The 26179-nt window shown below is 41.4% G+C and carries 15 protein-coding genes; 3 read left to right on the top strand and 12 right to left on the bottom strand.

Annotated elements, in window-relative coordinates:
- The first annotated feature begins 9 nt into the window (after positions 1-9).
- A complete protein-coding gene (locus JWR61_RS20830; protein WP_301929636.1) occupies positions 10-690 on the top strand; it encodes a HupE/UreJ family protein in 681 nt (226 codons plus the stop codon).
- A 14-nt stretch (positions 691-704) separates the two neighbouring features.
- Here the strand turns inward: JWR61_RS20830 and JWR61_RS20835 are convergent, their stop codons facing one another.
- From JWR61_RS20835 to JWR61_RS20870, 8 genes are all read right to left on the bottom strand, one after another.
- Positions 705-4202 carry a hypothetical protein gene (locus tag JWR61_RS20835; protein ID WP_301929637.1) on the bottom strand — a complete coding sequence of 1166 codons (3498 nt, stop codon included), beginning with the start codon at positions 4200-4202 and terminating at the stop codon, positions 705-707.
- 129 nt (positions 4203-4331) lie between these two features.
- Positions 4332-5096 (bottom strand): succinate dehydrogenase/fumarate reductase iron-sulfur subunit, encoded by a 765-nt coding sequence (locus tag JWR61_RS20840; protein WP_301929638.1) that lies wholly within the window; start codon positions 5094-5096, stop codon positions 4332-4334.
- Positions 5097-5172: 76 nt separating this feature from the next.
- The gene (locus JWR61_RS20845; RefSeq protein WP_301929639.1) at positions 5173-7149 is read right to left on the bottom strand and encodes a fumarate reductase/succinate dehydrogenase flavoprotein subunit; all 1977 of its coding nucleotides are present in this window, start codon (positions 7147-7149) and stop codon (positions 5173-5175) included.
- Between the two features lie 137 nt (positions 7150-7286).
- Positions 7287-8000, bottom strand: a complete 714-nt coding sequence (locus JWR61_RS20850) for a succinate dehydrogenase cytochrome b subunit (protein WP_301929640.1) — start codon at positions 7998-8000, stop codon at positions 7287-7289.
- A 118-nt stretch (positions 8001-8118) separates the two neighbouring features.
- Positions 8119-8682, bottom strand: coding sequence for a hypothetical protein (locus tag JWR61_RS20855; RefSeq protein ID WP_290338446.1), 564 nt, complete (start codon positions 8680-8682; stop codon positions 8119-8121).
- Positions 8683-8830: 148 nt separating this feature from the next.
- Positions 8831-10054 carry a T9SS type A sorting domain-containing protein gene (locus tag JWR61_RS20860; RefSeq protein WP_301929641.1) on the bottom strand — a complete coding sequence of 408 codons (1224 nt, stop codon included), beginning with the start codon at positions 10052-10054 and terminating at the stop codon, positions 8831-8833.
- Positions 10055-10131: 77 nt separating this feature from the next.
- Positions 10132-10944: an N-acetylmuramic acid 6-phosphate etherase gene (gene murQ / locus JWR61_RS20865; protein WP_301929642.1), complete on the bottom strand. Its 813-nt coding sequence runs from the start codon at positions 10942-10944 to the stop codon at positions 10132-10134.
- 77 nt (positions 10945-11021) lie between these two features.
- Entirely contained in the window at positions 11022-11879 is an 858-nt protein-coding gene (locus tag JWR61_RS20870) for an N-acetylglucosamine kinase (RefSeq protein ID WP_301929643.1), read from the bottom strand.
- A gap of 110 nt (positions 11880-11989) precedes the next feature.
- Here JWR61_RS20870 and JWR61_RS20875 point away from each other — a divergent pair, with 110 nt between their 5' ends.
- Both JWR61_RS20875 and JWR61_RS20880 read left to right on the top strand, forming a co-directional pair.
- On the top strand, positions 11990-13576 hold the full coding sequence (locus JWR61_RS20875) for a S41 family peptidase (RefSeq protein ID WP_301929644.1): 1587 nt from the start codon (positions 11990-11992) through the stop codon (positions 13574-13576).
- A gap of 135 nt (positions 13577-13711) precedes the next feature.
- Positions 13712-15067: a pyridoxal-phosphate dependent enzyme gene (locus JWR61_RS20880; RefSeq protein ID WP_301929645.1), complete on the top strand. Its 1356-nt coding sequence runs from the start codon at positions 13712-13714 to the stop codon at positions 15065-15067.
- A gap of 2118 nt (positions 15068-17185) precedes the next feature.
- Here JWR61_RS20880 and JWR61_RS20885 read toward each other — a convergent pair.
- The 4 genes from JWR61_RS20885 to JWR61_RS20900 all read right to left on the bottom strand — a co-directional run bounded on the left by JWR61_RS20885 (position 17186) and on the right by JWR61_RS20900 (position 26176).
- Positions 17186-19402 (bottom strand): carboxy terminal-processing peptidase, encoded by a 2217-nt coding sequence (locus tag JWR61_RS20885; protein ID WP_301929646.1) that lies wholly within the window; start codon positions 19400-19402, stop codon positions 17186-17188.
- 227 nt (positions 19403-19629) lie between these two features.
- Positions 19630-21243, bottom strand: a complete 1614-nt coding sequence (locus tag JWR61_RS20890) for a serine/threonine-protein kinase (protein WP_301929647.1) — start codon at positions 21241-21243, stop codon at positions 19630-19632.
- Between the two features lies 1 nt (position 21244).
- Positions 21245-22015 carry an FHA domain-containing protein gene (locus JWR61_RS20895; protein WP_301929648.1) on the bottom strand — a complete coding sequence of 257 codons (771 nt, stop codon included), beginning with the start codon at positions 22013-22015 and terminating at the stop codon, positions 21245-21247.
- Between the two features lie 57 nt (positions 22016-22072).
- Complete coding sequence (locus JWR61_RS20900) at positions 22073-26176, bottom strand: FtsW/RodA/SpoVE family cell cycle protein (RefSeq protein WP_301929649.1); 4104 nt, start codon at positions 26174-26176, stop codon at positions 22073-22075.
- Positions 26177-26179 lie beyond the last annotated feature (3 nt).

Raw genomic sequence — 26179 nt, forward strand, 5'->3', positions numbered from 1 at the left:
ATATTTACCGTGAAAGATTTTATTGTACCGGCTTACAGAAAGTGGGTGATACTGTTAGCAGTCCTCTTTTTTTCACCGCTGCTTTTTGCACACAGCATTAATTATGCCCTGCAGAATGCACCGGCAAAAGATGTGGTTTGGTTTTATACAAAGCTTGGTTTCACTCACATCATTCCAAAAGGTGCGGATCATATTTTATTTGTAGTGGGACTGTGTTTGCTGAGTACAAATATCAAGACGATGTTGTGGCAGGCCACCGCATTTACCGTGGCACATTCTATTACGCTTGCATTGAGTATGAAAAATATTTTTGTAGCACCGGCACCTGTTGTAGAACCCATCATCGCTTTATCCATCGCATTTGTAGCTGTAGAAAATATACTGATCACCAAGCTGAAGCCCTGGCGGATTGCTGTTGTTTTCTTATTTGGGCTGATTCACGGAATGGGTTTTGCCAGCGCTTTAAATGAAATTGGCTTGCCGGCTGACAAATTCGTTACCTCCATTTTATCCTTTAACCTGGGCGTAGAACTGGGGCAGATGACGGTTATAGTGGCGATGTTTTCGCTGGTGATACTTCCTTTGAAAGATAATGTATGGTACAGGGGAAGAGTAGTGTATGGCCTGTCATCCATGATTGCGTTGGTAGCTGGCTATTGGGTTGTTGAAAGAGTCTTTATGCTTTCCTGATGTAAGGCTATCTCCTAAAAGATAGCCCTGATGGTTGCACGCCCGATGTGTACTACCCTTGCTGCGCCTGGCTTACGGCCGTCGTATTGCACACTCATTTCAATATTACCTGCGAGGCGTTTGGTGTATTCCAGGTTCCATAGGTAATTTTTACCGGGCAACAATCCTTCCAGCATAATATATCCAACGGTTGAATTAGGTGATGCACTGGGATCTCTCGCTGAGAAGCTGATGGTATTAACCGAGAACTTTCCGTTGATGGTGCTGTTGGAAAGCACGTTGTATTTAACTTCTGTATTGATGGCATTATTGGTCAGTTTTTCAAAAAAGCCGACTGTATTTTTTTTATCGCTGATGCTGTAAGATGCTGTTACCCGCAGGTCGCTGCCATGCGTGTAACTTACTGCTGGCTCGGCCACTTTTTGTTGCACGCTGTAATTCCTGTTATCAAACTTGGGCGAATTCAATTCATTGTTAATAGATTTTAAAGTTATGCTGGTAGTGATTTTCCGGTTAAAATTGAATCTTGCCTTATAAGTGATGTTCGTCAATTTCCTGCTTTCGAATCCATACGTCAGCAACGATTTACCGCTGTTCTGGCTATGCGTTATATCCATACCCCATTTGCTGCTAACGCGGTTAAAGAATAACGAATTCGATAAAAAAGAACTCAGGGTAAGCAAGGTAGTATCAACCAGTTTTTTTGTAAAAGGATTGAACTGAAAACTCCCGGTAGAGATATCTTTCTTGTTGATCTGCATAGAAGAGGATGTGCTTAGCCTGCTCAACAGTTTTCTAAACCCTTTGGCTTTAGCCGCATCTATTATTGCTCGTGGACTGATATCAACGCTGTAATTAAACGTTACATAATTAGCCTTTACATATTGATTGGTAGGCGTATTTACACGGATGTATTTTCGCTGATCAGGGAACAAGGCAATTTCAAATTCATTCAGTTCTGCAATCCCGTTGTTATTATAATCATTCCAGGTATATTCGCCCTGGCCGGCCGGCACTTCAACAAAAGTGAATTCTCTTTTTTGCTCCTGCCCTGCTCCCACTTCATATAAAACGTTTCCTGTAACCAGGCCCTTCCATTCATTGATAAAATATTCTGAGCGGCCGAGCAAACTTTCATCTGCCTTTTGCGTAGTAAGCAAAGGGTTCACAATCTGCAGTTTTCTGTAAGTCAGATTGAATTTAAACTGGTGATGTTCGTTTTTTAATAAGGCGGTGGTAACGCTAAAATTATCGCTCTTATCAGCCACTGATAATTTTTTTACTACGGGGTATAAATCGCTACGGGTAAAATAACTGATGCCCCATTTATTGGGCTTTGCCTCATCTGATTTTACATACACCTGCCAGGTATGAAACGCAAAACTGAAAGGAGACAACGTATCATATTGCTTGTTGGTAACTGTGTTGTGCTCTGCTGAATAATTACCACCTATAACCAGGTTGTTGAATTTTTTAAACTGCTTGTTTACATCAACCGAAGGACGCAGGTAACTAAATTTTTGTAAAGGAGAATTGCTGCTCGTGATGCTAATTTGGTCAGTCAGCCTCCAGCCATGAATACTGGAGAAATGATTGAATGCCTGCCGTACGCCACTGAATTTATCACTTCGGCTGTATTGGGTAACTTCATATTTCACCTGGTTGCCGGCACTGTCTCTTAGCTGGAACGCTGCATTGGCAAGACTTTCATCAGCGGGAGCTACGGTATAAGGCAAACTCCAGTCGCGGTTAAATTCTACATTGCGTAAACGCTCCAACGGAGTGAAACGTCCCTGCACATATTCGTATCCCAGGTTGGTTTGCAATTCCAATGCCTTTTTAAAAAGATGCACTTTTTTCCCATCCTGTATCAATTGTACTTTTGCGGCTACGCCATTGTCATTGCTTTTATCCTTGCTGCTGAAAAGATTGATGTCATAATTACTCACAGCAAATTCTGTTTTGATACGCGTAGTTGCATTGATGCTGTATTCGGCCCCTACTGTAATCAGTTGCTTTTTCTTGGGAGTTACCAATAAAATAACCGGTTCCCAGTCCCCCTGTTTTACATTGGCTGCGTTGGGAGTAACCCATTTAAATACTTTACCATTGGTTGCGGTGTACAATTGTACATAATTTCCCTTCCCGGCACCGAGGTAGGTAAAAGCCAGATTGTATAAAGTGTTGTTGTTCGTAGTGTCATACACATAAATAGAATCGTGTTGCGTGGTATTAAAAACCGAATCTATTTTACGGTATAATATTTTACCCGTTGCAAATGTATCCAGTACTGCTCCTCTATAAAAGGCGGTATCAATGCCATCGCCTACATCTGCTAAAAATTGTTTTTGCTTGCTATCCAGTGTTTGGTTAATGGCAGAATTTTTTGCGTCCTGGTTGGAGAAAGCGCCGATACTCAGCACCAGTTTTTTATTGATGGTTACCTCATCGTTTACATACAAATTAGAGTTTAAAAAGTTACGGTCTGCGTACTCAAACTCCACCTGTATGCGCTTGTCTTTTGTAACCATCCGTTTGGGTGTAAAAGTCAGTTCCGCCGTATTGTAGTTGATTACGTAATCCTGGTCTTCGCCCCTCACCAGCAGTTCGCCATCCATAAAAACTCTTTCTGTACCAGCCAGTACAGTAAAATACAATTCATTGCTGGCGCCCTGTAGTCGGTACGGGCCCTGGTTTCCCTCGAGCGGAACCAATACATTGCGGTTAAATTTCCCCTTGGCAACAGAGCCACTCAGCAACAGCGAATTGCTCACATGTTTATTGATTTTATTGTCTGTCAAAAAAGACATCCCCTGCAATCGTTTGTAAAAATTGAGAAAATAGTTTTTACTCTGGCGGATATCAATATCCCCAAAATTCACCTGCCAGTTTCTCTTTTTTACCTGCAAAAATACTTTATCAAAATCACGCAGATCCTGAGTATTGCCATCTGGCTGTATAGGAATATTATTGTCAGTAACAGCTGCTGTTAATTCCAGACTATCACCAATAAAACCGTTGAGCTGTAAATTTAAACTTGAGTTAAGCACCGCATCCTGGCTGTTGCCAAACGAAATACCCCGGCCGAAACTACCATTGTAATTGATGTCGCCAAAATCAAAGAGGGCGTTGGCCTGCTTGCCACCACTTTTAAAAATATAAGGCCGTTCGGCGATGAAATTATTGCGGATGCTGTCATAATTAAAATGCCGGGAAGCTGCATTTAACCTGGTTGGAAACACGCGGTAACTGATTTCTATGCTGTCTGTGTCTGGTTTTTGTATCCAGGTTAAACGGGCATTGATTTCATCCAATATATACTGGGAAGGATATACATTTTTGATATGGAATGTACCGGGGACAACACTTAGGCTATCGAAACTGTTACGGGTATTGCTGACAATAATTTTTTTATTTCGGAGGTTGGAGACCGGTGATAGTATTTTTTGCCCCTGGGATAATTGTACAGTCAGCATAAAGATCAGCAGCAGATATATCCTTGGAGATTTCAAATCAAGCTTTTAGATTTCGGTATTTAAAGTTAGTATTTATTGAGCAACAGCTTTTGAGTGTACCAACGCCGGTACAAATAAAAAAACCTTCCGGTTAAAGAAGGTTTAGCCAATATATAACGTATAAATTTATTGTTCAGTACTTAACCCGGCAGAAAGATATTCACGGTTTAAACGGGCAATATTTGAAACTGAAATTCCCTTGGGGCATTCTGCTTCACATGCATAGGTATTGGTACAGTTACCAAAATTTTCCTTGTCCATCTGGGCTACCATATTCAACACCCTTGATTCCCTTTCCGGTTGTCCCTGCGGCAACTGGGCCAGCTGAGCCACTTTTGCACTCACAAACAACATGGCGCTGCTGTTTACACAGGTTGCAACACAGGCGCCGCAACCAATACAGGCTGCTGCCATAAAGGCGTTGTCTGCATCTTTTTTATCAATCGGCAATGAATTGGCATCAACTGCATTACCTGTATTTACAGAGATATAACCACCTGCCTGGATGATGCGGTCAAACGAACTGCGGTCTACCATTAAATCTTTTATTACCGGAAAAGCCTTGCTGCGCCATGGTTCTACCACAATGGTATCGCCATCTTTAAAAGCACGCATGTGCAGCTGGCAAGTAGTATTGTTTGTCCACGGCCCGTGTGCTCTTCCATCTATGTGCATGCTGCACTGACCACAAATTCCTTCGCGGCAGTCATGATCAAATGCAATCGGATCATCTCCGGCTACAATTAACTGCTCGTTTAAAACATCAAACATTTCCAAAAACGACATCTCTGATGAAATATCTTTTACCTGGTAGGTTTCCAAAGAACCGGCAGACTGCTTGTTTTTTTGACGCCAGATTTTTAACGTCAGATTCATATTGTAATGTTCCATTTTTGAATGGTTAAATTGTTGTATTGGTTATTGTTGAATTGCTGTATTGATGAATGGTTGTATTGCAATTCATCAATTATTTATAAGAACGCTGTGTTGGTTTCACAATTTCAAACTCTAGTGGTTCTTTGTTTAGCTGCCAGTTACTTTCTCCTTTGTATTCCCAGGCAGAAACAAAACTGAAATTTTCATCATCGCGTTTTGCTTCACCATCTTCTGTTTGTGATTCTTCCCTGAAATGGCCACCACAACTCTCTCTTCTTTCCAATGCATCTTTACACATCAGTTCTCCCAGTTCGATAAAATCCGCCACGCGGCCTGCTTTATCCAGTTCAGGGTTCATGTTGTTGATTTCTCCCGGTATTCTTACATCGCTCCAGAATTCTTTTTTCAAAGCCTGGATTTCTGTAATCGCTTCCCTTAAACCTTTTTCGTTACGGGCCATACCACATTTATCCCACATAATTTTACCCAGGCGTTTGTGAAAACTTTCCACTGTTTGTTTGCCCCTGATGTTCATCAGGGTATTGATCCGGTCGCTTACTGCTTTTTCTGTTTCTGCAAAAGCGGGATGTGAAGTTGGAATGGCGGGTGTGCGTATTTCATCGGCCAGGTAATTACCCAGCGTATACGGGATTACGAAGTATCCATCGGCCAGCCCCTGCATCAATGCAGATGCACCCAACCGGTTGGCACCGTGATCGCTGAAGTTAGCTTCGCCCAATGCATACAGGCCTTTTACTGTTGTCTGTAATTCGTAATCAACCCACAAGCCACCCATGGTATAATGCACCGCAGGGAAAATACGCATCGGCATTTCGTATGGATTTTCACCCGTAATTTTTTCATACATTTCAAACAGATTACCGTATTTTTCTTCTACAACAGCTTTACCTGCTTTAATAATTTCTTCCTGCGAAGCAGTGGTATTGCCCTGTTTGCCCAATTCAATTTTACCATAACGTAAAATCGCATCTTTAAAATCAAGATAAACGGCGAGCTTGGTTGTACCTACGCCATAGCCTTCATCGCATCTTTCTTTTGCAGCTCTTGAAGCCACATCGCGTGGTACAAGGTTACCAAATGCAGGATATCTTCTTTCCAGGTAATAGTCTCTTTCTTCTTCAGGAATATCTACTGCTTTACGTTTTTCATCCTTTTGTTTGGGCACCCAGATGCGGCCATCGTTGCGCAAACTTTCACTCATCAAGGTAAGCTTGCTCTGGTATTCACCACTCACCGGGATACAGGTTGGGTGAATTTGTGTAAAGCAGGGGTTACCAAAGAAGGCACCTTTTTTATGTGCTTTCCATGCAGCTGTAACATTGCTGCCCATGGCGTTGGTGCTTAAATAAAATACATTGCCATAACCACCGGTACATAATAACACGGCGTGACCAAAATGTTTTTCCAGTTCTCCTGTCACCAGGTTTCTTGCTATAATTCCTCTTGCCTTTTCATCAATCATTACCACATCCAGCATTTCGTGGCGACTGTACATTTCAACCGTACCCAACGCAATTTGCCTTTCCAATGCACTGTAAGCGCCCAGCAATAATTGCTGACCTGTTTGGCCCGCAGCATAAAACGTACGCTGTACCTGGGTTCCACCAAAACTACGGTTGCTTAACAAGCCGCCGTACTCCCTTGCAAAAGGAACCCCCTGTGCCACACACTGATCAATAATAGCGTTGCTCACTTCTGCAAGGCGATGCACATTTGCTTCTCTCGCCCTGTAATCACCACCTTTTACCGTATCATAAAACAAGCGAAAAACAGAGTCGCCATCATTCTGATAATTTTTAGCCGCATTGATGCCGCCCTGGGCTGCGATACTATGCGCTCTTCTCGGACTATCCTGGAAACAAAATGCTTTTACTTTATATCCCATCTCTCCCAGTGAAGCTGCGGCAGAAGCTCCGGCCAGCCCGGTGCCTACTACAATTACTTCAAGCTTACGTTTGTTGGCAGGATTTACCAGCTTAACGTGCCCTTTATAATCGTTCCACTTTTCATTCATTTCGCCGGCAGGAATTTTTGAATCGAAAGACATAGTATTGTTGATTAGGTGATTGGTTAAAACTATTTTACAAGGTGTTGTAATACGATTGTGTTAGTTGCTAATATATCAGAGACGTATTGGTACAATTTTATTTGTTGTTAATTAACTGGTTATAGTTGCTGAAATATTTAATTAACCCAGTGCAAATAAAAAGCCAGTGGCATCAATGCAAACAATAAGCAAATAACAACTGAGTAAACAACGCCTGCGCCTTTTATAATGGGTGTATATCTTTTGTGGTTTACACCAAACGTTTGAAACGCACTTTGAAAACCATGCAGCAAATGCCAGCAAAGCGATATCACGCCAAGTATGTAAACAACAACAATTAATAAATTGTTTTCAAACACCAATTTCATTTCTGCATATAAATTGTGTACTTCTTCATTGTTGTATGTTGCAAGACTTGTCTCGTCCAGTGCTTTGATACCAGCCATTCCACCAAACCTGGATGGAGTCCAGAAATGATATAAATGCAATACAAGGAAAATAAGAATCAGCGTTCCAAGCAAGCCCATGCTTCTACTGTACCAGGTACTATTGGCGGCAGAGTTTTTTACAACGTATTTTACCGGCCTGGATTTATTGTTTTGACTCCATAAGGTAAGTCCTTGTACAATATGCATGATTAAAAATAAAAACAAACCCAGTTCCATAGTGCGAACGATTAAATTAGAACCCATGAAATGGCCCCAATGGTTAAACGTTTCGCCACCATCATTAAAAAAAATCATGGCGTTTATGGCGCAGTGAACTATTAAGAAAGTGATAAGGAAAATACCGGTAAGCGCCATTATGAATTTCTTGCCGATTGAGGAGGTAAAGAATAATTTCCAGGTCATATAGCTTGGGTTATTTTAGTAAATTGATGCAAAAGTACGTCAGTAAGTCTCAAAAAATTATTTTATTGAAATTATTTAAGCAATACTTTTTGCCTATATCAGTCATGCGATGTGATATTTAATTTAATTGTTTAATCATCCAGTTGTCTACTTGCTGAAAAACCACTTCCGGTTTTAATGTTCTCCATTGCGGGAAATCCAGCAACGCTACATAGTTGGTCAGTCGTGCTTTTTTAAAATCATACTGGCTTTGAGAAGGCATATTAATGACCACTACCCAGCCTCCGTCATCTTCCAGTTGCTCTCTCCATTCTTCATAATAACTATCATCGCTGCTGTGAAAATTCAGCACATTTTCAGCGATGAATATAAATTTGAAAATACCCTGCACATACAAAATATCTGTGATGTCCCGGCGCAGTGTCATGATATCATTTTCAATTGCATCGTTCCATTCACCCAGTAATTCTATAATGGCAAAGTGCTGATCATAATCCACAAAAATAATTTTCATGTATAATGTTCTGCTACCAAATTCATCCCACTGCGGATGGATATAATAATTGTAAACTGTTTGGGAAAATTCAAATTCGCTGTACTCACGGCCATAAAATGGAGACCTGTCGTCGTCTTCGGCGATGTACAAATGACGCCAGTTATAATAAGGTTCTATATTTTGCATACAATAAAAAAGCGCTGCACTGCCATAACCAAAATAAAAAATATTGTTGTAGCAAAATTAAATCATCGTGCTGATAAAATGATTTGTTTATAAAAAAAGCTGCAATCAATGCAGCTTATTATTTACAACAACGATGAAGTAAAACCGGCTATTCTACAACCAGTTTTTCGGTGAATGTAACCTGTTTATTTTGGTTTAAAATGTTCACCATGTAAGTGCCCTTTGGTTGCTGACGGGCAAAATTAATGGTGGTTGTTTGTGGCGCTTTGGTAAGGCTGACAACTTTTGACTGCAGGGTTCTGCCGGCGAGATCCGTAACTATTACGGTGTATCGTCCAACATTTTGCCCGGCTGTTAAAACCCTGAACTGAGAACCGGTGACAGGGTTAGGAAAAATTTTTGCATCACTAACAGTTGAAAGCGGCAGCAGCGATTTTGCAAGCGAATTTCTTTCTGCATCGGCTTCCTTCTGTAATAAAAAATTACCATTGGCCAGGTCAGATGCATTGAATGGACTTTCTGTACTCACAACTTTTACGGCTGAAAGATCTTTCATATTCACTTTGTAGAGGCCCTCGAAAACATTGGCACTGCTTACCACCATATTACCAGCATCATCCACGGCTGCACCGTTGGTTGTAAAAGTGGCAGGCAAGCCGGTAATGCCCCCTGTAAATTTTGCCGTCCTGGCTGCTACATCAATACTGAAAATATTATGGCTTGCTGTTACAATTACAAGTTTGCCAAAAGCATCTGCCACCATGTCTCCGCCCCAGCTGGAGCATTTGTTATGGATAGAAATGCCTTTGTTTTCTGCAGCATCAATTACCGGCCCAAGGTCCTGCACATTTACGCTGCCGCCCGTATTAAAACGCAGCAGGTGGTTGGCATCATTTGTTAATGCATAACCATAACCATCGGCAGCAATTACCATGCGGGTGATTTGGTTTTCTTCTGTTTGAAAAGCACCGCCCGCAGGTTTGGCGAGGAGGTTGGTTTTAACTGTGGTAAATCTTGCACCGGACTGGTTCAGGTCTAAATAATTTATATCCGAAAAATGGATGGGAGCAAAATATAACCTGTTGTGTGCAACATCCAAAGCACAAGCCGCCACGCCAAAACCAGTCGGGTTTGCAGTAGCTTTTCTTGCCTCATTGCTGTTATCTGAGCCTGTGATTTTAAAAGGCGTTTTATCTGCTTCAAACAACGTCCTTATTACTTTGCCGGTAGCAAGGTCAACCTGTTTTATATCTGCCCAAAAGAAATTATTGTTTGGCTTGCCTGTAATGGCATACGAAAGCTTTGAACTTTGAGCTTTGCTGAAAAAAGCAGTCGTAAAAAAAACAGAAAAAAGTAGAAGTGTACGTTTCATAATGGTGAGTTTTGTTCATGAACAATGTCTTCGTAAATTAGACAAAATTCCCATCAAAAACAAACAGCAAAGTCTTATCAGGAAGCATTATTTTCCAGTGATTTTTTTACGCTGCCATATTTTATTAGTAATGCTTTTGCATCCGCATAGCTAATATTTAATTTATCCATCACCATCCGCACTCCCCTGTCAATTAATTTTTCATTGGTGAGCTGCATATTTACCATCGTGTTATTCTCCACCCTGCCCAGCTGAATCATCAGTGTGGTGGAAATCATATTTAATATCAGCTTTTGCGCTGTACCGCTTTTCATCCGGGTGCTTCCTGTAATAAATTCAGGTCCTACAATAACCTCAATAGGATAATAGGCTACTTCACTTACCGGTGCATTCAAATTACAGCTGATGCTTCCGGTAATAATATTCCTGTTTTTACATTGCTGCAAAGCGCCGATAACATAAGGCGTTGTTCCGCTGGCGGCAACACCAATTACAACATCCCGGTCGCATACGTGGTACTCCATTAAATCTTTCCAGCCCTGTTCATCATCATCTTCCGCAAATTCTACAGCCTGCGTAATGGCTTTGTAACCTCCGGCTATTATTCCAATGACCAGGTCGGGTGATACACCAAATGTAGGCGGGCATTCGCTCGCATCCAAAATACCCAGCCGTCCGCTGGTACCTGCCCCAATGTAAAAAAGACGCCCTCCAGCCAGCATTTTATCTGCGATCGCTTTTACAAGCACTTCTATTTGCGGCAATACTGCTTCTACCGCGGTTGCTACTTTTTTATCTTCTTTATTGATGTTGCTGAGTAATTCTGCCACCGGCATTTTTTCGAGATGCTGGTAATGGGAGCTTTGTTCGGTTATTTTCTGGACAGCCATTGTATCGCTTTTTATCAACGTCCCCGGCATTTATAAAGTGCCGGCGTTTGTTCCTGAGGGTTTGATGAGGTAATATGTTAACCGGTGATCATTTTTTGCTTATGGTACTTTACCAACCCATCCATAGGATTTTTTAATACCCTGCCTAACTGCAATTCATAGGTGTCGCACATATCTTTTAAAATATCCCTGAAGCCATAGGCTACGCTTCCAATAAAATGAATGGGCATTATCCAGCTTTCCCTGTATTTGTACAGGTGATTAAAAAAGAAATCATTAAAACCATCTTCAATGATATTTTCTATCATAAAGTGACCGCGGTTTTCTACCAGGAACGGTACAAAGCCCGCCAGGTACCGGTTGGGAAGCGGTTGTTTGTAAACGGCATCCAAAATTTCTGCTGACGTGGTATTGTACTTTGCATTAAACCTGTCCATCAGGTCGGGATCGAATGTATTGTACAAATAATACTGCACCACTTTTTTCCCCAGGTAAGCGCCGCTGCCTTCGTCGCCTAAGATATATCCAAGTCCGGGGCTGTTCTTAATAATTTTTTTTCCATTGTAATAGCATGAATTGGATCCTGTACCCAGTATGCAGGCAACCCCTTTCTCATCGCCACACAGGGCCTTGGCGGCTCCCATTAAATCGTGCGTTACTGTAATTTTTGCTTTTGGAAAAGTTGTCTTTAAAGCCTTTGTTACCAATTTTGCATTTTCCGGATTGATACACCCCGTACCATAATAATATATTTCGTCGGGCTCATGCTCTTTTAATTTATTTTTTAACTCTTTAGCCAGCAGCTGCTCAATTTCTATGGTATTCAAAAAGTAAGGGCTGATGCCTTGTGTTAGAATTTTCTTCTTTTTATCCCCATTTATCAAACACCACTCTGCCTTGGTTGATCCACTGTCTGCTATTAAAATATTTGCCATTATTATTATTTATTATTTGGAGGTTTAATTTATTAAAGCTCAAGTTAATTAAAAAACACAACGACGGCATTCATTATAATTCAATTATTTTCGTGTTTATAAGTGTATATATGAACAAGAAAATTCAGGTTTGGTTACCACTGCTTTTTAGTATTACGATGATTGCGGGTATGATGATTGGGTATAAAATGAGAGACAATATGCCGGGCAAAAATTTCTTTTCAACCGATAAAAGAAGGCCGTTACAGGAAGTGATGGATTTGATAGAAACCAAATATGTAGACAGTGTAAAGACCGCCGAATTAACAGATACCGCCATTGCTGCTATCCTGGGCAAGCTTGACCCACACTCTGTTTTTATACCAGCAGATGAACTGCAAGGTGTAAATGATGATATCGCTGGCAATTTTTTTGGCATTGGAGTGGAGTTTAATATTTTCAATGACACCATCAATGTAATTAATGTAGTACCGGACGGGCCAAGCTTTAAAGCGGGTATAAAGACTGGTGATAAATTCATTAAAGTAAATGAAACGCCGGTAGCAGGTAAAAAGATTACAGGTGATCAGATCAGGAAACTATTGCGGGGCGACCTTGATACCAAAGTAGTAATTACTGTTTTGCGCGAAAGCCAGACAATACCCTTTACCATTACCCGTGGCATGATACCTGTAAGCAGCGTGGATGCCAGTTATATTATTGAAAATGGCATCGGCTATATCCGGCTTAATAAATTCTCCCAATCAACTTACAGGGAATTTATGCAGGCGATGGAAGCATTGCAAAAGCAGGGATTAAAAAAATTAATACTTGATTTGAGAGGTAACGGTGGCGGTATTTTGGATGAAGCCACCTCGATTGCCGATGAATTTTTAGATGGCGACAAACTGATTGTTTATACCGAAGGTACTCACTTTGCCAAAAAAGAATACCGTAGCAAAAGACCGGGACTTTTTGAAAAAGGGGAATTAGTGGTACTGGCAGATGAAGGTACCGCAAGTGCCAGTGAAATATTGATTGGTGCCTTGCAGGACTGGAACCGTGCTACCATTGTGGGAAGGCGCAGTTTTGGTAAGGGATTGGTACAGGAGCAATTTGATTTGAGTGACGGCAGCGCTTTAAGGCTGACCATTGCAAGATATTATACTCCGATTGGAAGAAGCATCCAACGCTCCTATACCAATGGCGGCAAAGCCTACTATGAAGAAGTTGCTAACCGGTTTCACGATGGAGAAGTTAATTCTGCCGATTCTGTTAAACATGACAGTACTAAAATGTTTAAGACCCAAAATGGTAAAATTGTATATGGCGGAGGCGGCATTACACCAGATGTTTTTATTCCGGTTGACACGGCAGATTTTAGCGCAGCCTTTGCAAAAGTGTTTTACAGGGGCCTGGTAAGCGACTTCGGCTATCATTATTACCTGCAAAATGCAACTCAGCTAAACAGCTTTAAAACAACATCCGATTTTATAAAGAATTTCAGTTTTACCGAAGATAACTGGAAACAATTTGTATCGGCCGCTGCAAAAGATTCCATCCGGCTGGACACCATTTCTGAGAAAGAAAAAGCAAGTCTTATTGCACGCATTCAGTCTTCTATTGCAAGACAACTATGGCGCAATGAGGGACTTTACGAAACACTCAATACAAAGGACAAAGCCGTCTTGAAATCAGTTGAGCTTTTGTCCAGATAACGTGTCTTATATTTATTAATACTTTTTCAGTATGCTGTTTGATGATGCAGTACTTGCAGCTATCAGTCTCATCTTTAATCAGCGGTTATTGCTGTACCTGCAGAATAAAATTACCTTAGCATCAAAATAAAAATTATGTGGCTTAATAATATTTTAGAGACTATCGGCAATACGCCGCTTATTAAATTAAATAAGATCACCAAAGATTTGCCCTGTACGGTACTGGCAAAGGTTGAATATTTTAATCCCGGAAACAGCATAAAAGACAGGATGGCGTTGAAAATGCTGGAAGTGGCCGAACAAGAGGGAAAGATAAAGCCCGGCGGAACCATTATTGAAGGTACCAGTGGTAACACCGGTATGGGCCTTGCATTGGCAGCCTGCGTAAAAGGCTACAAATGTATTTTCACCACAACAGATAAACAATCCAAAGAAAAGGCGGATATTCTAAAAGCCGTAGGTGCAGAAGTAATTGTTTGTCCCACGAATGTAGACCCTTCGGATCCGAGGTCGTATTATTCGGTTAGCAAAAGGCTGGCAACCGAAGTTCCCAATAGTTGGTATGTAAATCAGTATGACAATTTAGCCAACAGACAAGCACATTATGAACAGACAGGTCCGGAGATCTGGGAGCAGACTGAAGGGAGGGTTACGCACCTGGTTGTCGCAACTGGTACCGGCGGAACTATTGTTGGCACGGGTAAGTATTTAAAAGAGAAAAATCCCGATATTAAAGTTTGGGCAATTGATAGTTATGGATCTTTGTTAAAAAAATATTTTGAAACTGGCGAACTGGATCAGAAAGAAGTTTATCCCTATATAAGCGAAGGATTTGGCGAAGACTTTGTGCCTGCCAATTATGATATGAGTGTTATTGACGCCTTTACAAAAGTGACAGATAAAGATGGTGCTTTGATGGCACGACGAATAGCAAAAGAGGAAGGTATCTTCTGTGGCTATAGCGCAGGCAGTTGTCTCCAGGGGATGTTACAATTAAAGAGCGAGCTAAAAAAAGACGATGTTGTGGTACTGATATTCCACGACCATGGTAGCCGCTACGTTGGAAAAGTTTACAATGATGAGTGGATGCTTGAAAGAGGATTTTTAGAAATGAAAACTTTTAAAGACCTTATCAGTGGCCGCGGTACGCAAAGACTGATTACTTTAAGCTCCGGGCAAACAGTGGCCGAAGCCATCGACCTGATGAAGGAATATGATATAGAAAATATTCCGGTGTTACATGATGGCGCCACAATTGGTGCTATATCGGCAAGCGGATTGTTTAATAAAATCCTGGATGATGCCAATGTGAAATGGAAAAAAGTGGAATCAGTACTGGAAAAAGCCTATCCGGAAGTAGCTTTCGACACGCCCGTAGAACGTTTAAGTGCCTTTATAAACAAAGAAAATGGGGCAGTGTTAAGCCGTGACGAAGCTGGCTCACTACATATTGTAACCAAGTATGATATAATTCAAAGCCTCACTAAATAAAGTAAAGAGTTCCGTTAACTAGTGGTTGTTTATTGATTTACAATTAAGTTGTAAATTTTATTGCATTATAAATAACAACTAAACAAATAATAAATAATTTACATAAAAGTAATTTTACGGTTTAACAATGGGATAATTCCTTCGGTTTTTTCGGCATCCATGTCCGCTGCACAGTATTTACTGTACCCAAAAAATAGCGCAAGAATGCGCTTGTCTGATAGCTGGATCTTTTGCATTTTTGTATCAGAAGTTGATTGATAGGAATTAAATATCAATCTCATCCAATATCCTGATAAACCGAAAAAATAGCTAGAATCCAACTAATCGCTGAAAAACTACCTAATCCAATATCAGTCAACTTCTTTTTATTTTACGTTTTTCAAACTAATAGATATTGCAACATCCAGTGCAAAAATCAACAACGAATTCCTTTGAAGACACAAGATCCAACATGCTGAACTTACGCAATAAAAGCGATGATGGTTCAAAAAACTAACTAACCCTGAGACCAGCCAAATCATTCACAGGTTTGATCTGGAAGCGCTAACAACGCAAAAAGTGTAACCCCCGAAATTGCCGGCCTTGCCGGAAACATCTTACTTCCACACGCCCATCAAACAGCTGTGGAAGTTTTTTTTACGGTTCACTTTAGTGTAAAACCAGGTTTTGTAGCAAGTTTGCTGATTTCTACGTAGATATCCTACTACACAAATGAATAAATACGCTACCCTGCGTAATTAATGAACGATAAAAATAGCGTAATGCTGCTCTTGTAAGGGTAGTGTAGGTGTCGCATCTTTGTATCAGAAAGTTATGGTTGAAAAATCAAAACAATCTAATCCAGCAAAACAAAAAAACAGTAATCGATTTCCTTTGAAAACTGCAACATTCAATATCCTGAAACTATGCTGTTAAAAGCGATGATGTTTCAAAAAACCAAAACCAATATCTCGGATCTATGCTGTTAAAAGCGACGATGATCAAAACCAGTAAACCAATATCCTTGTCTATGCTGTTAAAAGCGATGATGACTTGAAAGACCAACAAAAAACCATTATCCGGATCTATGCTGTTAAAAGCGAGGATGATCCAAAAACCAACAAACCAATATCCTAGCCTATGCTGTTAAAAGCGACGATGGCAAAAGACCAGAACACTGAAACCAGTAAATTGATTCAACGCGATTTTTCTGGTAGGTTGCCCGCAAATGTAATCCTGAACAGTCAGTTGCGGCTGACGCACAAAATCTTACTTCCACAGGCTATGAAAAACTAGATAGCTGTGGAAGTTTTTATGTTAGCGCCCACCATTTATTAATACCTCCGCTATTATTAGTAAAAGTCCGTGCCGGTTTTACGGAAAAATACGATCCGGGAGGTAATTCATGCAATCATAAAAATGAGTACAGGTGCGCTAGTTTAGCACATAAAAGGTTCCGATATTTGTATCAGAAAGTCAGGGTAAAAAAACCAGGTCTTTCTTTCCAGAACAATCCAAAACAAAAGAACAATCCGTTTCCTGAAAGATCCGAGTCTATGCTGTCACAAGCGAAAATGCTCAAAAACCAATATCCCGGAACTATGCTGTAAAAAGCGATAATGATCCAAACTTTAAATCAATATCCTTGTCATTTCCCCAAAAGGCGATCATGACATGAAGAACCAAAAGCCAATATCCCGGAACTATGCTGTAAAAAGCGATGATGATCCAAAACCAATGACCCAATATCCCGGAACTATGCTGTAAAAAGCGATGATGATCCAAAACCAATGACCCAATATCCTGGCCTATGCGTAAAAGCGATGATGGCAAAAAAGACCGAATACTGAAACCAGACAATTCATTTAAACTGATTTTTCTGGAGCGCTTACCACGCTAAAAGTAAATCCCTGAAATGCCGGCCAGCCGGCGAGCAAAATGTTTCTTCCACAGACTATGAAGACTAATAGCTGTGGAAGTTTTTTTATTTATACCATTCGGTTTTATTTCCGTTTTTTTAGGTGCACATTTATTCCCCTCAATTAAAAGTTACTGGCGGATTTATATTATGATTGGGCTTGTCACAATAAAAAAAACCGCTTCAATCGAAGCGGCCTTGATGCAAAATAGCTATTTAAACTAATTCTGTTTTTTTGATTCTGCAGAAGCAGCATTTACAGCGATATTCGTTTGATTGATCATATTGTTCATCACCTTTACGGTTTCATCTACATAAATGTCTCCTTTTAACCTGTTCAAAAACTGCTTATTTCTGTCCATCCTTTCCTTATCAGTTCCCAAACCGGTTGTATCTGCCGGATTGTTCAATACCGTTAATTCTTTAGGCAATTTATATAAACTGTCCAATTGTTTGTAAGCTGTTTTCATTTGCTGAAGATCAGCCTTGTATTTTGCAAGATTCAGAGACACTTCTTTATCATTCTTTTTATCTATCCATTCAATTTGTTGTTTCATTGACTGGAATGTACTGCTGGTATTCACCTGATCTTTTGCTGCGTTAATAACAGCATCCGAACTGTAGGTACTAACCCATGGATGGTAGTCTGCCTTGTTAATCTCATCCCAGTTTAAAGCAGCATCATTGTCTTTTTCCCTGGATTTAAAAAATTCATACCTGTCGGGAATTACTACATCCGGTGTAACACCCTTTAATTGAGTGGCGCCTCCGTTAATACGGTAAAATTTCTGCAGGGTTAACTTAACAGTTCCCAGATCTTCTGTGTTTTTTGCAAAAGCAGGATTTTCTGCTTCCGGATTTAACGGGATAGTGCGTTGTACTGTACCCTTTCCATAAGTTGATGTACTGCCAATGATAATACCGCGTTTATAATCCTGGATAGCCGCCGCGAAAATTTCAGAAGCAGAGGCACTGCCTTCATCCACCATAACTGTTAAAGGGCCACTGTATAAAATACTTTTATCCCTGTCTTTCCATAAATACGGCTGCTTTTCGTCTCTTCCCCTTACCTGGCAAATAGGACCATCTTCAATAAACAATCCTGCCATTTTTACCACTTCAGGTAAAGACCCGCCGCCATTGCCACGCAGGTCCATCACAATACCTTCCACATTTTCGGCCTTTAATTTTACGATTTCCTTAGCTACATCTTCAGAGCATTTTGCACCGTTGGGCTTTTCAAAATCCATATAAAATTCCGGAAGGTAGATATAGCCAATCTTATGTTCACCTTTAATAATAGCACTTTTAGCAAAGGTATCTTCCAGTTTTATCTCGCCTCTTTTTAAGCTTACCACCTTAATACTGCCGTCAGGTTTACGAACGGTTAGTCTAACTTCTGTTCCGGCTTCAGAGCCACGGATCAGCTTCACAGCGTCTGTTACGGCATACCCGGTTACATCAACCGGTTCAGCATTACCCTGGCCGATTTTTATCACTTCGTCGTTTACACCTATCTCTCCAGATTTCCAGGCGGGCATTCCAGTTATAAGACTGGCAATTTTTATTTTACTTTCTTCTTCCTTTAATTGAGCACCGATACCATAAAATTTGCCACTCATCATTTCATTAAAACCGCGGCTGTCAACAGGTGCAAAATAATTGCTGTGCGGATCCATTTCACCTGTGATGGCATTTACAAAAGAACTAAACAACTCGTCATTAGTATTGTGCGTTTTAAGCGTAGTGAAATAACGGTCGATTTGTTTGCGGATCATATCTCTTGCTTCTCTTTCCAGGGTGGAATCTGCTTTATATACAAACTTTTTAGGAGCCGCCTTTCCAAGGGCTCCGGCGCTATCCGTAGCAGACAAAGGCTTTTTATTTTTATTGGCTTCACGGTCATCGAGCATATCAGAGTATTTGCTAAGCACCATATACTTTAAACGCTTACGCCATACTTCTTTTTTATCAGCTTCTGTTTTGGGATAACTTAATTTATCGCCATCCAGCAAAACATTCTCATCTTTAGTAAAATCAAATGGCTTACTCAAAATATCGGTAAAATATTGAGAGGCTTGGTTCAGGCGGCGGGTATAACTGTCGTTGATTGCATAGAAAGATTCCAGTTTGGCACCATGAATTTCATCATCTATCCTGTTGTCAAACTTCGAAAAGCTATCAATGTCACTTTGCAGAAAGATACTTTTATCTTCATCCAGGTCTTTTACAAACCGGTTCAGCACCTGTTTAGAAAAACTGTCGTTGATATTTTTGGGACTGTAATGGCCCTGTTCCAGCAACATTCCCACATTGCGCAATATCTTTTCATTTTTTGTCTTTGGATTGTCTCCTCCCCCGCGTCCCTGTGTTTGAAAAGCGACAAAAAGGCTTGCAACCGTTAACACCAGTAAAACCGGTAAAAATTTTTTACTCATAATAAACTGCTGGATTTTAAGCATGATATAAAATTAACGGAAAAATGATTGTGTTTATTGGATTAACAATTGATTAAGCTCTAATGTTTTCCTAAAAATTGATGAGTGGCAATAATTCTGCCATTTATCGGTCCTTATTGATTCCGGCCTGCTAATAAAAAGGCGTTTTGCAATTGCAAAACGCCGGCTCTGTAAGGAGTATACAACACTCCTTCACCAATAAAAATTTAGTAATCATTGGCAGGAATGAAATCTTTTTTAAGTAACCAGCCTCTTGTTTTTGTCCCGTCATCTCCTATAATTTCCACATACACAAACTCATTCTTTTCATCAAGCGTAGTAAAGTTTACAGCTCCTGAGGTTAGATACACATTGCGGCGGGTGCTTTTGTCTGGCATATCGTAAAAATAAGCGGTGCTGATAACCTCATATTCTTTTATCGTACGGCGTTTCTTTTTGTGTGATGTTGAATCATTGGCTATACCTGTTTTTTTAACCGGCTTAAGATGTTCGTTTGGAGTAGCTGCATTTTTCGTCCACTTATTCCTGATCTTTTTGTCTGGCTTATTTGCAGCTACAAGCGATGAGTCAACAGGACTTATTGATGGCTTATCATTCACCTGGGCTATAATTTCCGTTTGATTTTCCTTACCCGGATTGTAGAATTTGTTGTACGCGGTAAAACCGGTTAAGCCAAGTGCAACCAGCAACACAACAAAAAACAAAGGTTTTGATATACCATTTCGCTTTTTTATCCTGGCCTGGTACAACTCCTTGTCCTTTGACTCTACCTGGTATTGCAATTCGCTCAACAATGTTTCTTTATCCGCCAGCTGGTTTTGTAATTTATTGATTTGGTTCCGCCAGGTTAATTCATCAGTTGACATGATGGGTGCCTGTATAACCGGCACAGGAATATTTTTTTTTCGCTCCTCTGCCAACGCGCCTTCATGAATAAACTCCTGCAACTCACTGCCATTCTTAAACCGTTTGGACGGACTTTTTTCAAGGCATTTGTAGATCATCGTGATCAGCCAGAGCGGAATCTGCATTTCTCTTTCCTGCTTTTCACTGTTCCATAAATCGCTGATGGCTTCGCGGCGCAGCGTGATGATATCCGGCGGCAACGTTTCCATGTGAGCCAGCATCACAGCGTTGCGCGCCATCTCGCCTTTGTTGGTTAAAGGAAAGGGAACAATGCCCGCCAATAATTCAAAGAGGATGATGCCAAAACTGTATACGTCTGTTTCAAACAATGTCTCGCCGCTGCTTTGCTCGGGCGCCATAAATTCTATAGCGCCGGCATAGCGAATGCTGGTACGCCTTTGTTCATCTGACATAACAGACAAACCAAAATCCAGCAACATATAATTACCGGTACGCTGGTTGAATTTTACGTTGTTGCTTTTGATATCACCATGCTTAATATTTGCCCGGTGACAGTGCGCCAACGCATTGGCTAACTGGTCTGCAACCTTGATGGTTTCTTTAACCGTAAACACAGGTTCATAAGGCGGTTTTAGCAATTCACCCAGGTCGGGTCCTTCTATGTATTCCATTTCAATGTAAGGCAGGTTACCGGAACTGGTAATGCCGGAGGCAATGATGCTGACTACATTGGGATTAGGAATTTCATTTACCTTTTTTAATTTCTGTACTTCATTTTGAAAGGAAGCAAAGTGTTTATCATCCTCTGTTTCACTGGCAATGGGTGTTGGGATGATTTTTATTGCGGTGATAATTTCACCGGTCTTTCTTGCCTTGTACACCGAGCCCTGTCCGCCCGATTTTAACGCACCGAGATTTTCCAATCCTTCTGTTATCGTAAATACTTTTGCCATATTAATAATTGCCCCCCGAATAAGTAAATTCAAGCACCGCCGAATCGCCTAAAATAACCTGGTCACCTTCCTGTAACCGATGCCCGACTTCTATCGCCTGCATTTTAATCAGCACGCCTTCGGGCGTTCGCACTTTCATTTTATTGTTAGGCGGAATGCCACCCTCATCTGCGAATACCAGGAAAGAATTACTGTCTGCCTCCCACTCAATGTGGGCATGCTGGCGACTCACAGAACGGTTAATTTCATTGGGTTTAAAAGCGATGGTGTTTTTGCGCATGTAGTTGCCTGCGGCCTGCACTTTAGCTTCACGGCCGATATTGATTCTTCCGTTTGCTGCATCAAGCGAGTAGCTTTCATGCTCAGCTTCCCCATTCAAAACTTTAATAAAAGCCTGGCTCTTTTTATTGATAAGACCGGATTTTTTGGTGGAGATAAACACGGCGGCATTGATGTCCTTAATCAGGTCAGCCTGCGGCGGAAATTTGTCGGTAAAAACAATATCACATTTAAAAGATGGAGACAACGTGATGGCATAATCATCCGCTATGCGCTGTACTTCTTCCAGTTTAAATTTGCCGGGCACATTGGCAAACACTGCCGCTTCATATAAATGTTTTTCCGCATCACTGCAATTAATAAAAATATAAACGCCCATGATGTTGGCGCCTTCTCCGCCCTGCGCCCGCTGCAATTTTTCTTTGATGAATTGAGATAAAATATTGCGGATAGACTTTACGTCGTGCGGACGTTCTTTGAATAACTTAAACATATTTGGGTTACTTTTTTTATAAATGATTTATTATTTTTCTGCTCGTCAAATCCTGCATTAATTCATTCCATTATCACTCGCCATTGCCCCTTCTGTTTTTTTCAGCGGATCAAAACTTTTGATATAATTGCGTTCAAGCAACAAGGGTACGATGTGCCTGCCAGCTAACCTCACTGCATCGCTTGAACCTTTGGCCCCTTCTATTCTTATACAAACCACCAGGTGGCCGGTGCCCTTCACTTCAGGTGCAAAAAAAACGTACCAGCCATCGTTGATGCTTTCACCTTTAACAATCCTTTCGGGGGTACCTGTTTTTCCTGCCACCAACAATCCCAGCTTTGATTTTTTGGGAGCGCTTTGCTCCCGCATGTAGGTTTGCATGTATTGTGCATACAATGAATCCTTGGCTATTGCTACGCCCGGCCTGGTGCCAACCGCTTCGCCATTTACATTCAGCACGTACCTGTTGGGCATCATCAAACCATTGTTGGAAATACCCGCTGCAACTCTTGCAACAGCTGCCGGTGTTGCTACCAATTCACCTTGTCCCCACGACATACCGGAAACACCAATGGCTCTTGTGCGGCGGATGTTTTCAGGATTATAGCGGTGCAGACTTTTAAATTCTGTCGCTCTCCAAAGCTCCCGCCACTTTTCTTGTTGTGCATTGTTGCCACTTTCATTTTCGAAATAATAGCCACCTACGCCATGAAGAAACATACCAGACTGCATGTACAGGGTTGCCATTTCTTCCTGCAACCTTTCCTCATTGGCCAGCCTTATAAAAAATGAATTGTTGGATTTTACGATTGCCTTTTCAATATTTATGATACCCGCTTCATCCGGCTCCGGACCGGTAACACGGATCAAATCTTTTGGATAAACCCGGATAGTTTTTTTAGCGGCAGCAACACCCAGCTTATTAAACGCAGCCATGGCGGTAACGAGTTTCGCTGTTGAACCGGGTTGCGTGGCATGCGTGAAGCCAATATCAGTATTCACGTTCCATCCTGGAAGCTTATTGATTTCGTTTTCAGATAAACTTAAGCGTTCCCAATCGTTCACCGGCGGCAAAGGCCAGCAGGCAGATGCCAGTACATCACCCGTGTTATCTTCCATCACCACTACTGAAACACGCTTTCTATTTACACTGTCATCACCCTGGATAGCGAGTTCAATTTTTGTTTGCAGGGCGGCATCCATGCTGAGTGTAAGATCACGGTTGCGTTTTTTAAACTGCGCTACTTCTTCACTGTTGATGCCGGCTACCAGCAAATTGGTAAGCGCTGTATAATCTCTTTTTGTTACGGTCATTTCTGTTTCGGTCATGGGCAAAAATCTTTCTGCTCGAAAGCGATTAGCGCTCACCTGGTATTTAACAACCGGTGCCGGAAATCCACGCAGCTCAGCGGCATGCGCATACTCCGCAAAATAGCCATTGCTGCCACCTGCAAAAATTCCGGTGTTGGCATCGCCTGTCCAAAAGAACATGTGCTCACCAAAAGGATAATAACGCTCCAATCTTTTATAGGCAAGTGATTGTATATTTTCTGTTGGAATGCCAAGCGCAATCATCGAATCCTTTTGCCCCTGTACCAGTTGCGGATCGCTTGATGCAAGCAATCTTCCATTGCGGTCAAACACATTGCCTGCCTGCAAGCGGCTCATTAAAATATTGATCCTCGGATTGTAACTGTACATCCTTGCACCGCTGCGATCGGCCACCAGTGCAGGTTCCACGATCCATTTCTTTTCATGAAAAGTATAACCGGATACATTGATGGCTAACAATAATATCGCCATGCAAGCCGCCAGTAATGCCGGCATTAAATTTTTATCCTGTCGTTGCGTGATGTATTTCATTTGCACTTGTGTACCACTTTGCCTGGATACACTCAATAAAAAACCGGCGGCTATCATACTGCACAAAAGAGAAGTTCCACCATAACTGATAAAAGGTAATGCAACTCCTGATAAAGGCAATGCACCGGTTGAACCGCCTGCAATCAGCAAAAATTGTACAAAGGTTCCGATGCCTGCACCGGCACACAAATAAAATAAAAATGGTGCTCCCGCTTGCCGGCCAATGATGATCGATCGATGTAAATAGATCAGGAATAAAATAAAAATACAGGTGATGCCCGCCCATCCAAATTCCTCACCGATGGCCGGCAATATCATATCTGTATGTGCTTCCGGAATTGTTTTAGCAAAACCTTCTCCGGCACCCTGGCCGGTAATGCCACCTGTTGAAATTGCCCATATACCATTGGCCACCTGGTCCCCGCCATATACCTGGTTGTTCCAGGCATCCGACCAAATGGCTTTACGGTCAACCAGTCTTTGTATTGGTCCGGGAATTATTTTTGCGAGGATGGGTATTTTATCCAGCAACAAAAACCCGCTTACCACTACCAATGCCATCACTGCCGATTCACTCAAATTCTTTTTAGCAACCAGCATGTACAGTGCAAGTGCGGCTGCTGTGATACCGGTTGCATACCAGGGATTTTTAAAGATCCAGGTGGCAACAGCATACAACACCATGGCTGCCACGACCTGCATAAAATCGCCTCTTGAAAAAGAAAAAAGTATAATGAAGGTGAAGCAGCAGACTATGGCCGGGCCAAGATCTCCCAATGCCAGGAACAACAAAATAGTGGCAACGATGGCAAACACTGCAAAGACAAAAAACGAGACTCTTTTATTAAAGGAAGGATATTCGGAAATGAATTTTTCATTTTTTGCAAAGAAGCCGGCAAGAAAAATGATCACCATGTATTTAACAATCTCACTCGGCTGAAAGCCAAACAAATTTACTTTAACGCCGCTGCCTTCAGGGCCGGTGCCAAATAAAATAGTCAAACATAGTAAGCCCGCTGCACCCAATGCCCATGGCCATCCGTTCGCTGCTTTGCGGTCGTTGATTAAAACAAAAAAACGGTAGAAGGCGGTGTCGGGCGTAAACTTTTTAAGGTTGATGAATTGCAATGCCAGTATGCCCGCAAGCCCGATACAGAAATAAATAAAAGTACTTTTTGCTAGGAAGCGATCTCGCAACGGATCCTGCAGGCTGAACAGGGTGATGAATGAAATGCCTGTCAGTATCATAATTACTGGCAACAGCAACTGGTCGGTCGCCGGAAAACGAATGGTGAAGATCAGGTGCAGTAAAAAGAAGGCTGCAAAAAATGTGATGGAGATTGTCCAGAACCAGTTGGTTACTTCCGCCGGTGTTCTTACCAAAAAGGCTTTTTCTTTTTTGAAAGTGCTGAAATCTTTGGCAGCAAAAAGCCGCATGGTATGGGGCGATTGTACAAAATTAAAACTGGCATCGCTCTGTAATTTTTCTATACCCTGTGAACGTCCAAATTCATAGCCAGGTTGCAGCGGAATAATTTCATAGGATTTATTTTCAGGCAATCCGGAGAAGCTGTATTTGCCGGAAGCGTCCGTCCGTGCATAGGCATTGAAAGAAAGTAACTGCAGGTTCTTTGCTGAATCAGGAACATAAATTCTTCTGACACCGTCCTTAAACTGAATGATGTTGTTTTCATCTTCCAGCTGATCAGCAGCAGTGCTGCTATCCTGCGGAACCAGTAATTTCAATCTTACCAGCACACCAGCAGCCGGACGATCATCGGGGCCTTTAATGTTACCTGAAATATTATACCTGCCAAGATTGACACTTGTCTGTGCAGTAACAGCTAACGGATGTAATTTTTCCTTTTCATAGGTGATAGAATCTGCCTCTGCAAAGCCCAGTAAATTTCTTGACAGCAACACCCTCTTCTTAAAAGATTTGCCACCCTTTACGAAAGCATCTTCGGCATTTACAAAATATTTTTTCTTATTGAGTTCGCCGATATTATCCATGATGGAACCGGCATCTTTTGCGGACACGGTTGCAGCAGCAAATGCGATGTCTTTCGGGTCTTCGAAATACAAACCATTCTTTAATAAACCTTCCATGCTTTCACCCGGCTTACCTGCATTTAAATTGATCATCGTGCCGTTTTGCAGCCTCGTATCCACATCTGCAAAGTCACGTTGTAATACAGTATATAATTTCCAGAACAGCATGGCCATGATGCCGCCAATAAGCAGCAGGCTAAGGCGTTCCAGCTTTCTGTTAGCAAACGGTTGGGTGATAGCCGCCATGGA

Source organism: Ferruginibacter sp. (genome assembly GCF_028288465.1).
In the GTDB taxonomy this organism is placed as follows: Bacteria; Bacteroidota; Bacteroidia; order Chitinophagales; family Chitinophagaceae; genus Ferruginibacter.

What these genes read in the sequence shown, in the direction of transcription:
- JWR61_RS20840 (WP_301929638.1), bottom strand. Translation starts at nt 5,096, where the DNA reads ATGGAACATTACAATATGAATCTGACGTTAAAAATCTGGCGTCAAAAA.
- JWR61_RS20845 (WP_301929639.1), bottom strand. Translation starts at nt 7,149, where the DNA reads ATGTCTTTCGATTCAAAAATTCCTGCCGGCGAAATGAATGAAAAGTGG.
- JWR61_RS20850 (WP_301929640.1), bottom strand. Translation starts at nt 8,000, where the DNA reads ATGACCTGGAAATTATTCTTTACCTCCTCAATCGGCAAGAAATTCATA.
- JWR61_RS20855 (WP_290338446.1), bottom strand. Translation starts at nt 8,682, where the DNA reads ATGCAAAATATAGAACCTTATTATAACTGGCGTCATTTGTACATCGCC.
- JWR61_RS20860 (WP_301929641.1), bottom strand. Translation starts at nt 10,054, where the DNA reads ATGAAACGTACACTTCTACTTTTTTCTGTTTTTTTTACGACTGCTTTT.
- murQ (WP_301929642.1), bottom strand. Translation starts at nt 10,944, where the DNA reads ATGGCTGTCCAGAAAATAACCGAACAAAGCTCCCATTACCAGCATCTC.
- JWR61_RS20870 (WP_301929643.1), bottom strand. Translation starts at nt 11,879, where the DNA reads ATGGCAAATATTTTAATAGCAGACAGTGGATCAACCAAGGCAGAGTGG.
- JWR61_RS20875 (WP_301929644.1), top strand. Translation starts at nt 11,990, where the DNA reads ATGAACAAGAAAATTCAGGTTTGGTTACCACTGCTTTTTAGTATTACG.
- JWR61_RS20880 (WP_301929645.1), top strand. Translation starts at nt 13,712, where the DNA reads ATGTGGCTTAATAATATTTTAGAGACTATCGGCAATACGCCGCTTATT.
- JWR61_RS20885 (WP_301929646.1), bottom strand. Translation starts at nt 19,402, where the DNA reads ATGAGTAAAAAATTTTTACCGGTTTTACTGGTGTTAACGGTTGCAAGC.
- JWR61_RS20890 (WP_301929647.1), bottom strand. Translation starts at nt 21,243, where the DNA reads ATGGCAAAAGTATTTACGATAACAGAAGGATTGGAAAATCTCGGTGCG.
- JWR61_RS20895 (WP_301929648.1), bottom strand. Translation starts at nt 22,015, where the DNA reads ATGTTTAAGTTATTCAAAGAACGTCCGCACGACGTAAAGTCTATCCGC.
- JWR61_RS20900 (WP_301929649.1), bottom strand. Translation starts at nt 26,176, where the DNA reads ATGGCGGCTATCACCCAACCGTTTGCTAACAGAAAGCTGGAACGCCTT.